Genomic DNA, 15,021 nt, shown 5'->3' with positions numbered 1-15,021 from the left:
TACTTTAATTAAACAAATTTTTCAAACTTCTCGTATTTAACCATGATACCGAGTTATTTCACCCGATGTTTCAAATCGCAAAGTGCCAAAGCCATTGCTGAAGCAATAAAACCAAGACAGATTAACTCGAGGATTAACGAGTCGTTCTCACCAGTTTGTGGCAAGTTCTTGGAATTCTGCTTAGCGTTCGTTTCCGAAGAATTGAAAGCCTGGTGAATGGCTTGTGTACTTTGCGGTTCGACTACCTGGCTACCATGCTGCTTCGTTGAAGCTTCTGGTGTACCGGTCTGACTACCATTATTTGGCACTACCGCAGATCCACCATTGTTAGTTGGTTGACCGGGCATGACAGAATTGCTACTTGGTTGGTTTGGAGTTACCGAGCTCCCACCATTACCGTTGCCACCGTTATGACTTGGTGTAATCGGGTTAGTGCCGTTACCACCATTGTTGCTTGGGTGGTTCGGAGTTGGTGCATTTTTAGCCAAGACAGTGACAGTAACAACCAATGTATCCCCGTTTGAGGCGGTAATGATGACCTTGTATTGACCAGGAACTTGGTTATTAACTTTAGAAGTGTCAATGCTTGTAATGGTAGCTTCCGTACCATCAGCATTGGTTGCTCTAGCACCGTAAGCAGCGGCATTGGTAGGAACTTGGTCACCAACGTGAATGGTAATTCCATGACCTTCAAGGCTTGTCTTATCCGCTAAGACGGTCACTGTTACTACTAATTTCTTGCCATTTGATGAAGTAATGACAACCGGATATTGACCGGGCATCTTGTTATTAACCTTGGAAGTATCGACACTAGTGATACTTGCTTCTGTACCGTCCGTGTTAGTGGAACTGGCACCATATGCTTGCGGGTCAGTTGGGACCTGGTCACCAACGTAAATAGTTAATCCGTGGCCTACTAGCGTTGATTCGTCAGGGAGCACTGTGACCGTGACGCCCAGTTTCTCACCGTTGTTGGCGGTAATCGTTACTGGATAAACGCCAGGAACCTCATTATTTACTTTGGATACGTCAATGTTTGTGATCTGAGCTGGATTGCCGTCGTAATCGGTTGCTTGAGCATCGTAAGCTGCCGGGTCGGTTGGAACTTTTTGACCAACGTAAATCTTGATGTTGTTAGCACTTAAACGTGTGTGATTCTTCAAAACAGTGACGGTCACGGTGATACTTTCGCCGTTATCTGAAGTAATGGTGACCGGATAATCACCGGGAACTTGGTTGTTAACCTTTGAAACGTCAATCTTGGTAATCTTGGCGGGCTTCCCGTTCTTGTAGGTTGCTTTAGCACCGTATGCACTCGGCCACGTTGGAACCTGTCTCCCAATTCTGATGCTGGTTCCGTGAGCGGCAATGCTAATCCGACTTTTAACAACCGTAACGGTGACACCGAGTGTTTCACCATTGTCAGCGTGAATCCAAACTGGATAAACGCCAGGGACCTGATTGTTTACTTTCGACACATCAATCTTAGTGATTTTAGCCGGATTGCCATCATAATCGGTTGCCTTGGCGTCATATGCTGCTGGGTCGGTTGGAACCTGGTCGCCGGTGTAGATGGTCAGGTTATGCGCACTTAAACTCGTGTGGTTAAAGAGCACGTGAACGTAGACCGTCTTGGTTAAACCATTTGACGCACTAATGACAACCGGATAATCTCCCGCCTTAGTGTTATTGACTTTGGAAGTGTCAATCCCAGTAATCGTTGCCGGACTTCCATCTGGGTTAAGAGCTGTCGCACCATAGGATTTAGCGTCGTCTGGAACGGCTTGCCCAATTCGAATACTGATGTCGTGACCGGTAACCGCGTCAGCGGGAATCGGAACAACGGTAACAGTTCTACTGAGTTGCGGACCATTGGGATCACTAGTTCCCATTATTATGACGTTATAAGTTCCTGGCTTGTTAGCATCTACACCACCGTAGACACCCCAAATGGCCATGCTAGGCCACGTTGGGTTCCCCATAACTGCGTCATAGCTATCTGGATCGGAAAAATCAATGTTAGTTGGATTGCCTTGATAGACAACAAGATTATTAGCGGTAAAATTAACCACTTGAACAATTCCAGTGGTCCAGACACTGCCATCAGAAAGCGTGAAACCATACTTGTATGTTCCAGGAACTTCATTATTAACATCTGAAACATCGATGGAAGTAACCGTTAATGGAGTACCATTTACACTAGCAGTAATACTGTAGTCAGCGGGATCAGTCGGAACTGGCTGACCTTTCATAACATCGATGGCACCAGCCGTTATGTTATAAACCTTATTGCTAAACTGAACGTTTTTAGTTATCTGTTTTGCTTGCTGATTAATTACCGCCGGTTGGTTAGTCTGAACGTTATTAGTGGTTTTCGGTGTCTGCTTTTCTGGAGCAACTACCTGTTTATTAAAATTGGCACCTTGATTATCTGTTTTTTGACTAGCTTGATTAGCTGAAACCTGGTCATTCTTTTGGTCATTTGCGTTTTGTTGACCGCTATTTGGAGCTGGTTGAGTCGTTTGATTTTTACTTTGTGCATCGTTCTGACTAGTAGCGGCTTGGTTATTAGTCGGTTGTGAATTTGACTGAGCTGCTTTTTCGGTTTGACCGTTACCATTCTTTGCTGACGATTGGTCCACTTGCGCATTGTTTGTCGTCGGTTTAGACGAGTCAGTTTGTCCTGCTTGAGCACTAGCCATTGAAGCTGTCCCAGTGGTCTGACTAGTATTAGCTTGAGCTGGATTATCCTGCGTTTGAGTTACGGCTGGATTCGACTTATTTTGATTGTCCGGTTGCGATTGAGCAGAAGTCGTGACTAGGTCACCCTTTACTGGTTGACTGGACGCTGCCTTTTTAATAATTTGTACATTGTGATTATTATTATTAGATTGACCATTAGTGTCAGCACTGGCGCCAACCGTCAATCCTCCGACAGCAGCGACGGTCACAATCGCTGCGACCATCCACCGCTTTCCGGCTTTATACATCTTGTAATGTTTCTTGGTATTGTTCTGCATAAGGTTTCCCCTCTCGTTCTAAAATACATCTTGTGAATTATCAGAATATATAGTAAAACTGCTGTTTATATATTCACAATTCACATTGTAAACACGATGATGTCGGCATTCAACCCTCTAACATGTTTCACAATCTCTGTAAAGCGTACTAGTAGAGAGGGGTTACAAAATAATAATTACTACGTAAAAATAGCGTGCAAAATATAGCAAGCCGTATGCTTTATCGAATTTCCGATATTTGAATTTCCTCTTACAAATGGTTAGTTAATTTGTCATTGGTCTAACGGTAATTGTAGCTAGTATCGTCAAAAAATATTTATCATTTAATTAATTGATTAAAATAACACAAGCATTATCCAATTGTTCACAATTTACCTATTGTCAATTCTTTTTTGACCGATTTTGTGTGAGTAAAATTCACAAAAATATTTGCAAAAATTTTTTTATTTCCAACCAAATTAATTTCAAAAACTCCATTAAACCCGGTTTTTGTTAAATAACTTTCCATAAATTAGCCACAAAAAAATGGCCAACATCCATTTCATAGATGTCGACCATTCAATTTAATTTAAAGCTTATTTGGTTTCTTTTTTATCTTTAAACCATTTTCCTAATCCAAAGATACCAAGAATTGAAAGTAACATAATTCCAATGGCACTTAGGACACCGTTATCTTCTTGACCAGTTTGTGGCAACTCACCTTTTTTATTAGTGTTGGTTGCATTTTCTTTAGCTTCATTATTCTCATGTTTTTGTGACTTAACATGGGGATTATTTTCTGAAGTAGAGGATTCTGGTGCGGTTGTTTCTGAAGAATTCGAGTTGTTCTTATTTGAACTTCCATTACTTTCAGGAACCGCATTGCCATTGTGATCATTTGGTGTCATTTCGCCATTTCCACCATTGTTATTTGGTGTGTTTGGTTTAGTGTTGTTCCCACTTTCACCATTGTTTCCGTTAGTTGGATTCTCTGGTTCCGTTGGGTTACTACCGTTATGATCTGGTTGTTCTGGCTCAGTTGGATTTCCACCGTTGTGGTCCTCTGGATGATTTGGGGTTGGGTTAGTCTCACCAGTTTGTTCCTTAGAGTAGGTAACTTTTTCTGTTCCCATCTCATCTGGACCGATGGTTCCATCGACAACCGCTTGATCGGGAATCATATCAGTAACATTTGGTGATTTAACACTATAAGTGTTGTCATCACTCGTCCAGTCGTTCCATGTGACTTCGCCCGTTGCCAAATCCTTAGTTCCAGTTCGAGTAAAGTGAGCGGTAATCGTCTTTGATGGTGCTACTTGGTTACCATCCTTATCAACATAGTGAATGGTAACCTGACCAGTTGTCTGATCTGATACTGCTTCAGTGTTATGAGTGTAAGTAACCTTCACTGAATCATTTTCATGTGGCGTAATGGTTCCACTGATTGAATTTTGATCAGGCGTCATGTTAGCAATCTTCGGTGAATCGACACTGTAAGTATCGTCATCACTGGTCCAATCGTTCCATTTAACTTCGCCCGTTGCCAAATCTTTGGTTCCAGTTCGAGTGAAGTGAGCAGTAACTGTCTTGGATGGTGCTACTTGTTTACCAGCTTGGTCAACGTAATTAATGGTCTTTTGACCAGTAGCTTCATCTGTTACTGCTTGGGTATTATGCGTGTAAACAACGTTTACTGAATCATTTTCATGTGGCGTAATTGTCCCGCTAACTGAGTTCTTATCAGGTGTCATGTTATCAATTTCTGGTGAGGCAACGTTGTAAGTATCACTACCGTCGCTCATCCATGGTCCCCAAGTAAGTTCACCCGTGGCAAAGTCCATCGTTCCATTTCTAGTGAAGTTAACGGAAATAGTCTTTGAAGGTGCCACTTGGTTACCATTTTGATCAACATAGTGAATGGTTCTTTGACCAGTAGCAGTACCAATTACTGAAGCCGTGTCATGTGTGTAGTAAACATTAATTGTATTATTTTCTCCACGAACAACGTTTCCAATAACTTGATATTTATCAGGGGTCATGTTGTAAACCTTAGGTGAATCAACGTTGTAATGAGCATCATCACTTGTCCAGTCATTCCAAGTAACATCATTCGTTACTAAATTCTTAGTCCCAGTTCGGGTGAAATGACCAGTAATAACCTTTGATGGTGCCACTTGATTACCACCAGTTTTGTCAATGTAATTGATGGTTGTTTGACCAGTGGCTTGCTCACTCACTTCCGTAGTGTCATCAGCATAAGTAATATTTACTTCACTGTTATCACTTGGGTTAATCGTTCCGCTGACTGATTTCTGACTAGGAGTTCTGTTAGGAACACTTGGTGATGTCACGTCGTAAGTGTTGTCAGTACTTGTCCAATCGTTCCAAGTAACATGACCACTCACCAAATCCTTAGTTCCAGTCCGAGTAAAGTGGGCAACAACTGTCTTCGATGGTGCAACCTGCTTGCCATCTTGGTCAACATAGTTAATGGTTACTTGTCCAGTGGTTTCATCCTTTAAATCTTCAGTATTATGAGTATAAGTAACTGTTGTTGAACCATTTTCGTCAGGACTAATGGTTCCACTAACTGAATTCTGACTAGGAGTCATATTGTCAAAACTTGGTGATGGAATGTCATAAGTGTTATCGGTACTTGTCCAATCATCCCAAGTAACATTATTTGTCAATGGGTCTCTTTGACCAGTCCGAGTGAAGTGCGCGGTAATGACCTTATCCGGTTGGAAGGTATTACCATTTTGATCAACGTAATGAATGGTAAATGTTCCAGTGGTTGAGTCTGTAACTGCTTGACTGAGAACGACCGTGACACTCACCGTCTTATAACTCGTCAATCCCTTCGAATTGGTTGTCTTATAGGTAACGTTATAAACGCCGGCCTGCTTGTTAGCAATGGCTTCTCTTAAAGCGGCATCATCGGAGATTTCAACTTTATCGCTGGTTCCATCTTGAACGTCATTTGAACTTACGCCATCTAGCAAGTAGCTGTCTAAATCACCAATGTTGAAGGTGTCCGCATTTAATGACTTATCACTGGCCGTAATGGATGGGAAGAATCCTTGTTGGTCATTGGTTTGATAAACAAAACCCATGGGAATACTATTATTTCTCGAAGTTCCCTGATCATCATGATAACCAAAGTTAACGGAATATCTGCCACCAGTATTGGGCGCAATAAAATTACCAGTAAACTGTAAGTATTGAATGGTTACCCCATCTGGGAAAGTAATCGATAATCTAGCATGGTTCGCATTAATCTGGTCAACTTGAACCTGAACACCAGGAAGGACTTGTCTTAACTGATCTAGCGTAATCCACTGACCAGCATACTGTCCGGCCCATCCAGGAGAATAAACTCCTGGACTAGGAATTCCAAAACGAAGTCCGTTTAAATCAAACGAAGCCCCGTCACCCTGAATATCAACGGTCCAGGTTCTGCCAGTTAGGTTATTCAAATTAGGGTCAGGATTTCCATTTGGGTAAAGCACGTTAGCAAAACTAGGTTGATCTCCCTTAGCCGGATTATAAATTGAATCACCATAAGTAGGAGTTGAAACCGGGTTATTAGCAGTTGGGCCATCGTATGGTGCTGCGACACCCGCATAGTTATTTCCGATTCCAGATCCTAGGTTAGGCGCCTGAACTCGGTCAGGTGATGGTTGATTATTATTAGAAGCAGAGTATCCATAGTAAAATTTGTTTATCAAATAAGTGGAATTACCCTGCTGAAATTCAGTTGAGAAGTTAACTCCAACTAGTGGAACAGTTGGGTCAGCTTGAAACGGAATGTTCAAAGTAAACGAGAACGAACCCGTTGTGAAGGCAATGTTTTTATCAAAAATGTAATAAGCTTGACCATTTGCGGCATCGATTACTAAATGACCATATTCTGAACCACCAGTCATTGAAATATTCTTCCAATTGATAACCTTTTTCATCATGACATCACTACCGGGATCAGTACTGTTGGCAATGTTAAACACGATTCTGTCACCAGCATTGATGGTAGCGTCAGCATCGGTAATATTAATGTCGGTTCGAACTGACATACTCCCAAACTGGTTAAAGTTAGTATTGTCTGGAGATGCATCACTCGTGATGTTGATACCCTTTGGCAGAGTACTGTTGTCACTAGTGGTATCGGCATTCATTTGTTGATTATTTCTTACAACATCCGGATTAGGCTGATTAGCCTTTTTGGCATCATCGTTTTTAGCCTGATTTGTATCATCCGGTTTGGCTTGGGTGTCAGTTCCTTGATTCTTCTGGTCATCAGTTTTTGTCTGATCAGTTTGTGAATCAGATTTAGCTGTTGCATCATTTTGTTTTGATGAATCCTGCGTCTGATGTTGATTGTCAGAAATAGCGCTTGGTTGACTATCATCTTGCTTCTTTACATCACTGGACTGGTCAGTCTTCGATTGATCAGTTTTACTATCTTGTGATGATTGCTCAGTTTTCTGGTCCTGAGTTGCTTGATTAGAATTATTCGTGGATGATTGTGATTCTTGATTACTATCATCCTGTTTTGACTGGTCATTTTGCACCTGAGTTTGTGAATCAGTCGTTGGTTGAGTTGGTTGATCCGCCTGCTTTTGCGAATCAGCTGTTTGACTCTGGTTATCCCTTGTCTGACCATCTGTTGCACTGACAGCTTGGTCTGAACTACTTGGGTTTGCATCATTTTGATTAGATGATGTGGTTCCCGGTTGTGTCGTCGTACTCGTCTGGTCTGCTTTTTGTTCAGACGGAACGACTCCTGCATTGGCCTGCGTTGAAGTGGTGTCAGCACTTGCCCCTAGTGTCATTCCACCGATTGTGAAAGTGGTGACAAGGGCAGCAACCATCCAACGTTTCCCAGACTTATACATCTTAAAACGTTTCTTTGAATCCCTAAACATAAATAAACACTCCTTAGTACCATGGCGGTTACAAAATAATAAATCACAAACTATACTTATTATTCATTATTACGGAGACTTATTATACATAAAAAATACGATAACTCAATCATCCTGTTTATCAAACTTGTCAATTAATTAGGTAATTCAAGTTGTGAATTTTTAAATCTAAATCTCACTATGCTAGTGCCAACACGTTTTCAGCAATTTATTCATTTCTTAATAAATTGCTGAATTTTTTAATTATTAAAAATATATAAAAAAAGGCTAACACCCAAAATGGATGTTAGCCTTTAAACTTATTAATCTCGCATATTTTTTAAATCACAAACTTACTTGGTTTCTTTCTTATCTTTAAACCATTTTCCTAATCCAAAGAAACTGAGAAGTGACAGAAGCATGGTTCCGATAATGCTTAAGAAGTTATCAGAACTTTGACCAGTTTGTGGTAACGTCGTCTTCTTTTCAGACTTTTTAGCTGGCTTAGCTGCTGGAGCTTTCTTTTCTTGTGGTTTAGCTGGTTGAGCCGGTGCTTTAGCAGGAGTTTGTGGTGCTTGCTTAGCCTTCGGAGCTTCCGGTTGTGCGGCCGGAACTTCCTTTGGTGCACTTGGCTTAGTTGGTTCTGGTTGTTCCGGTTGTGCTGAAGGTTTCTCTGGCTTGTTTGGAGTAACCGGAGTTTCTGGTTCAGCATTCTTCACATAATGAATTGGAGTATCTTTTCCTAAATCATTGTGATCAATCGGATAAGGAGTGCCAGGTACCAACTTGTTCCCGTTCTTATCAACTGGAGTGTATCCAGGAATGTCAGGGATAATTGGGTTACCAGCATCACTTGGATTGTTTGGATCATTTGGATAAATGATTGGGTTACTGCCTAGAACATCAGGAACTAAGTGACCTAATGCGTAGTAAATGACCGTTACTTCGGAGTCGTTAGAATCAGCGTTAACCGTTTCTTGACCAACTGAAGCAGTGTTAGTGTAGTAACCATTGATAACTGGAGAGTTAACTCCACTCAATACATCACTCTTAGTCGTCCATGCGCTGTAAGTTACCTTACCAGTAACTTGATCAAACGTTGCCGTTCTAGTAAAGGTAGTTGATTGAACCACATCATCAGCTAACTTGTTACCATTCTTATCAACGTAGTGAATGGTTCTAGTAACGTTCTTAGTCAGGTCAGTTTTGCTGGTTCCATCAGGATACTTTGGTCCAGTTGGGTTATTTGGATCAACTGGTTGACCTGGGTTTCCTGGGTTATCAGGTGTAACTTCCTTGGTCTTGTGTTTCAAAACAACCTTGAAAGTTGGGTTATCAGTATTGAAGGTATAGCCGTCACCTGGGAATCCGTCGGATACTAGTTCGTATCCTTGGGCCTCTAGTTTAGCAATCTCGTCCTTCGTACTGTAATCAGACTTAGAACCGAACTTCCCGTTTAAGCCATCAGTATGAATAACCTTATTACCATCGTCTTGGTCGATGTACTCAACTTGAGCCTTTTCATCGTTGGCGTTGTAGGTAACGGTAACACTAGAATTCGTTGCGTCAGGACCAATTGTTTCTGAACCAACGCTTGCCTTATCTGGAGTGTAACCAGTAATTTCAGGTGAGTTGATTTCACCAAAGACGGCGTTAGTTGAAGTCCAGTCACTATAACTAATAATCTTGCCGGTAACTTCATCAAAGGTTGCCGTTCTTGTGAACGTAACTGTTTCAACTCTGTCATCGGAAGCTTTACTACCATCGGCATAGACATAATGCACGGTTCTAGTAATATTCTTAGTCAAATCAGTTTGACCAGTTCCATCTGGATACTTTGGTCCAGTTGGGTTGTTTGGATCAACTGGTTGACCTGGGTTTCCTGGGTTATCCGGTGTAACCGTCTTGGTTCTGTGCTTCAAAACAACGGTAAAGGTTGGATTATCAGTATTGAAGGTGTATCCGTCAGTAGGGAATCCATCGGATACTAGTTCGTATCCTTTAGCTTCTAGTCTAGCGATTTCGTCCTTCGTACTGTAGTCTGACTTAGAACCGAATTTTCCGTTTAGGTCATCAAAATGGATAACCTTGTTACCATCGTCTTGGTCAACGTAGTTAACTAATGCTTTTTCTTCATTAGCATTGTAGGTAACGGTAACAGATCCGTCTGGTGTGTCGGCAGTGGCAGTTTCTGAACCAACACTTGCCTTATCTGGTGTGTATCCAGTAATTGCTGGGGAGTCAATTGAACTAAAGACCGCATTCTTAGTAGTCCAGTCGCCATAACTGATAATCTTACCAGTAACTTGGTCAAAGGTTGCCGTTCTTGTGAACGTAACCGTTTCAACTTTGTCATCGGAAGCTTTACTACCGTCAGCGTAGACGTAGTGAATCGTTCTGGTAATGTTCTTAGTTAGGTCATTTACACCAGTTCCATTAGGATAATGAGGTCCGTCTGGATTATTTGGATCAATTGGTTGACCAGGTTGACCAGGATTATCTGGTGTGACTGTCTTGGTCTTGTGTTTCAAGACAACTTTGAAAGTTGGGTTGTCGGTATTAAATTCGTACCCATTTGGATAATCGTCAGTGACTAATTCGTAACCTTGAGCTTCTAGTTTAGCGATTTCATCTTTCGTACTGTAGTCTGACTTAGAACCAAATTTACCAGTTAAGTTATCAGTCTTGATAACCCGATTGCCATCATCTTGGTCAATGTACTGAACATGGGCCTGTTCATCGTTGGCAGTGTAGGTAACCGTATCAGTTGAGTTCTCTGAATTAGGGGAAGTGGTGAGTGAACCAACAGTTGCTTTATCAGGAGTGTATCCCGTAATTTCAGGAGAATCAATTGCGCCGAAGACCGCATTCTTAGTGGTCCAATCGCCGTAACTGATAATCTTACCAGTAACTTGGTCGAATGTTGCAGTTCGAGTGTAGGTAACTGTCTCAACTTGATCGTTAGCGGCTTTACTACCGTCAGCGTAAACGTAGTGAACGGTTCTCGTAATGTTCTTGGTCAAGTCATTTACACCAGTTCCGTCTGGATAATGAGGTCCATCTGGATTATTTGGATCAATTGGTTGACCTGGGTTTCCTGGATTGTCCGGTGTAACCGTCTTAGTCTTATGTTTCAAGACAACGGTGAAGGTTGGGTTATCAGTATTGAAGGTGTAACCGTCGCCTGGGAATCCATCGGATACTAGCTCGTATCCTTGAGCCTCTAGCTTAGCGATTTCGTCCTTCGTAGTGTAACCAGACTTACTACCAAACTTACCAGTTAAAGCATCGGTATGAATAAGCTTGTTACCTTCGTCTTGGTCGACGTAGTTAACTTGTGCTTTTTCTTCGTTAGCGTTGTAAGTAACCGTATCAGTCGAGTCGGTTGAATCGGCAGTAGTAGTTAGAGCACCAACGGTTGCCTTATCAGGTGTGTAACCATTAATTTCAGGTGACTTGATGGAACCGAAGACCGCATTCTTAGTAGTCCAGTCGCCATAACTGATAATCTTACCAGTAACTTGGTCAAAGGTTGCCGTACGAGTGTAGGTAACGGTCTCAACCTGATCATCAGCGGCTTTACTACCGTCAGCGTAAACGTAGTGCACCGTTCTGGTAATGTTCTTGGTCAAATCATTTACACCAGTTCCGTTAGGATAATGAGGTCCATCTGGATTATTTGGATCAATTGGTTGACCAGGTTGACCAGGGTTATCTGGTGTAACCGTCTTAGTCTTATGCTTAAAGACAACTTGGAAAGTTGGGTTATCGGTATTAAATTCATACCCATTTGGGTAGCCGTCAGTGACTAATTCGTAACCCTTAGATTCTAAGAGGGCAATCTCGTCCTTTGTACTGTAATCAGATTTGGAACCAAACTTACCAGTTAAGTCGTCAGTCTTGATAACCCTATTGCCATCGTCTTGGTCAATGTATTGAACGTGAGCCTGTTCTTCATTGGCAGTGTAGGTAACGGTAACGTTTGAGTTAGTTGAATCGGCAGTAGTAGTCAAAGCACCAACGGTTGCTTGATCAGGTGTGTATCCCGTAATTGTTGGAGAATCGATTGAATCAAAGACGGCATTCTTGGTAGTCCAGTCACCGTAGCTGATAATCTTACCAGTAACCTGGTCGAATGTTGCGGTCCGAGTGTAGGTAACCGTTTCAGTACGATCGTCGGAGGCTTTACTACCGTCGGCGTAGACGTAATGAACCGTTCTCGTAATGTTCTTAGTTAGGTCATTTACGCCAGTTCCGTCTGGGTACTTAGGTCCAGTTGGGTTATTTGGATCAACTGGTTGTCCTGGTTGACCCGGATTATCTGGTGTAACCGTCTTAGTCTTGTGCTTAAAGACAACTTTGAAAGTTGGATTGTCGGTATTAAATTCGTAGCCATTTGGATAGCCGTCAGTGACTAATTCGTAACCTTGAGCTTCTAAGCTAGCGATCTCACTCTGAGTGCTGTAATCGGACTTTGTTCCGAATTTACCACTGAGGTTGTCAGTCTTGATAACACTGTTGCCGTTATCTTGGTCAATGTACTGAACGTGAGCTTGCTCTTCGTTAGCATGATAGATAACGGTGTGAACGTCATCTTTTCCTTCAGCTGCATCCCCAGTTACACTTGTTTGATCAGGGGTGTAACCAGTGATTGCTGGTGAATCAATGACTGGGTTAGCGTTTCCGGCTGGCTTCCAGTCACCCCATTTAACGTCACCAGTTTTTTCGTTCTTAGTCCCAGTTCTAGTAAATGGAACGGTGACCTGTTGATCAGATGCAATGGTGTTGCCATTAGCGTCCTTGTAGTGAACGGTAACGGTCCCTTTACCACTATCATCAGTTACAGTAGTAAGTGTGTCACTGTAAATGACAGTGTGAACATCATCTTGACCTTCAGTGGCACTTCCAGTAATAGTTGCATGATCTGGTGTCATGTTAGGAACAGTTGGTGAGGTAATCACTGGGTTGGCATTGCCAGCTGGTTGCCAATCGCCCCAGGTAATGTTGCCAGTCGCATTATCTCTAGTCCCGGTTCTAGTAAATGGAACGGTGACCTGCTTGTCTGGTGCAACGGTGTTACCGTTAGCGTCTTTGTAGTGAACGGTAACGGTACCCTGACCACTGTTATCGGTTACCTGACTTGTGGCGGGGCCATAAGGAACCTTAGTGTCAGAACCTGGATCAGTGATTGGGTATGGGTAAGTTCCATCAGAATTTGGCTTTAATGGCTTGGTTGGATCGTTTGGATCCATTGGAATCATACCTGGAATGTTTGGTAATTGAGGTTGCGTTACCTTAGTTGGATCGTCTGGTTGAGTCTGGTATGGCACATCATCTGAACCATTATTAATTGGATCACCATTGGAATCAACTGGGATTAATTTTCCAAGTGGAGCAACCTGATACTCAATTTTACGGGTCTGTGGAACGTAAATTGGTGAAAGAACCACAAGTCCGTATCCAGGAATATCCCAAGAGTACTGTCTGGTAGTTGGGTCATAGTTGTAACTGGCATCAATATGATAAGTCGTTTGACCGTCAGTTCCGGCAACTAAGTTTCCATCTTTATCAGTTAATTGAACGTCCATACCACCGTGATCATCAGTTTCAGTGTAAGTAGTGGTGTAACCACCCTTTAAATGGGACTTCCACTGAGTACCAACGACACCGAAACTTGAAATAGTTCCGGAAGCATTGGATGGTTTAGTAGAAATGTAATAGGTCGTTGGAATTTCTGGTGGCATTCCAGTAATTTCATATGTTTGACCTGACATTCCAGTAAACTGGTGGGTTGCCATTACTTTACCAGTGTCTTTGTTGGTCCAAGTAACGGTCTGAGTAACCAAATCAGGGGTAAAGGTATTCAAGGCTCCAAGCGCAGTATCACTTAATCCTTGTGGGTTATTGTAGAACCAGTTTTTTTGAAAACGGTAATCGGAATCAGTGTCAAAGCCCATTCCGGTCGTCCGATCATCCCATCGTTGGTAATGAAGACCATCGATGTTATCTGAATTGATGATTTGACCATTCTGGTTAAGAATGTAGGTTTGAAGAAGGTTTCCGTCAGCATCAATTTCATTAACATAAACAACGTCATCACCGGATCGGTCAGTTGACCAAACAATCCATTTTACCTTGGTTGTTGAATCCTTTGGAGTTTGGATAACCGTAGCAAAACCATAGGTAAAGTGTTGTGCATTTGGATCAACCCATGGAACATTGTTGGCCTTGTAATCTGGGTCACTAACCTTGACGTTAAACGGTTCAGCTGCAAAGTTAGTTGTCACATTTTTTAAGTTATTTTGGTCGTTGTTACTAGCCAAAACGGCATTATTAGACTTACTTTGAAGGTCATTGTTCTGATCAGAAGCATCTACCACAGCGTCTTGCTTAGTTGCTGCGTTATCACTTGTAGCTGCTTTCTTATCAGAAGCCTGGTTCTTTTCGGAATCATTCTTCTGGTTTGAAGCATCGTCACTCTTAGTGGCGTCTTGGTCAGTCTGTTTGTTACTTGCTTGGTCTTTTGCTGAATCGGCCTTTTGACTTGTAGCGTTGTCATTTTTAGTGGCATCAGCGTCAGCCTGCTTATCTGATGTGGTGTCATTGTTTTTTGCTATGTTTTGATCAGAATTAGTTGAATCGGCTTTTTGACTAGCCGCATCATCACTCTTAGTCGCATTTTGATCAGTTGTCTGATTTTGTGATGAGTCGGACTGCTTAGCTGAAGCGTCATCATTTTTGGTAGTGTCCTGAGCACTGGCAGTTTGCGTGTTTGCCGTGTCGTCGCTCTTGGTGACGTTCTGATCAGCTGCCGTATCATTGGTAGTCTGCTTTTGCGGTGCTACAACTTGTTTATCAGACGAATCACTATTTTGTGAATTCATCTGAGTGTTGTTAGTAACATCCGCTTTCACATTATGTTGGTTAGACATAAGGATTCCGCCTGAAATCCCGGCTGAAAACATCGTGACTGTAATTGCACTGAACAGCCATCGTTTACCAGCTTTATACATCTTATAATGTGTTTTGCTATCACGATTAAACATATAAATAAAAACCTTCCCTTCTAATTTCAAATTAATCTATACTTACCGGCTAACTAAGCCTGAAGTAATTATTGC

The 15,021-nt window shown here is 42.0% G+C and carries 3 protein-coding genes; all 3 read right to left on the bottom strand.

All coding sequences use genetic code 11. From position 1 onward, the window contains the following. Positions 1-53: 53 nt before the first annotated feature. The 3 genes from AC6UDD_RS00070 to AC6UDD_RS00060 all read right to left on the bottom strand — a co-directional run bounded on the left by AC6UDD_RS00070 (position 54) and on the right by AC6UDD_RS00060 (position 14,946). Positions 54-3,020 (bottom strand): bacterial Ig-like domain-containing protein, encoded by a 2,967-nt coding sequence (locus AC6UDD_RS00070; protein ID WP_500717248.1) that lies wholly within the window; start codon positions 3,018-3,020, stop codon positions 54-56. A gap of 575 nt (positions 3,021-3,595) precedes the next feature. Further along, entirely contained in the window at positions 3,596-7,921 is a 4,326-nt protein-coding gene (locus tag AC6UDD_RS00065) for a mucin-binding protein (RefSeq protein ID WP_500717246.1), read from the bottom strand. A gap of 332 nt (positions 7,922-8,253) precedes the next feature. Beyond that, positions 8,254-14,946 (bottom strand): mucin-binding protein, encoded by a 6,693-nt coding sequence (locus tag AC6UDD_RS00060; RefSeq protein ID WP_500717244.1) that lies wholly within the window; start codon positions 14,944-14,946, stop codon positions 8,254-8,256. Positions 14,947-15,021: the final 75 nt, after the last annotated feature.

The organism is Fructilactobacillus sp. X2R1C3, from assembly GCF_059901425.1.
This window is presented reverse-complemented; position numbering and strand designations above follow the sequence as displayed.

Bases quoted from the DNA above. Each gene is read 5' to 3' on its own strand.
- AC6UDD_RS00065 (WP_500717246.1), bottom strand. From the start codon at position 7,921: ATGTTTAGGGATTCAAAGAAACGTTTTAAGATGTATAAGTCTGGGAAA.
- AC6UDD_RS00060 (WP_500717244.1), bottom strand. From the start codon at position 14,946: ATGTTTAATCGTGATAGCAAAACACATTATAAGATGTATAAAGCTGGT.
- AC6UDD_RS00070 (WP_500717248.1), bottom strand. From the start codon at position 3,020: ATGCAGAACAATACCAAGAAACATTACAAGATGTATAAAGCCGGAAAG.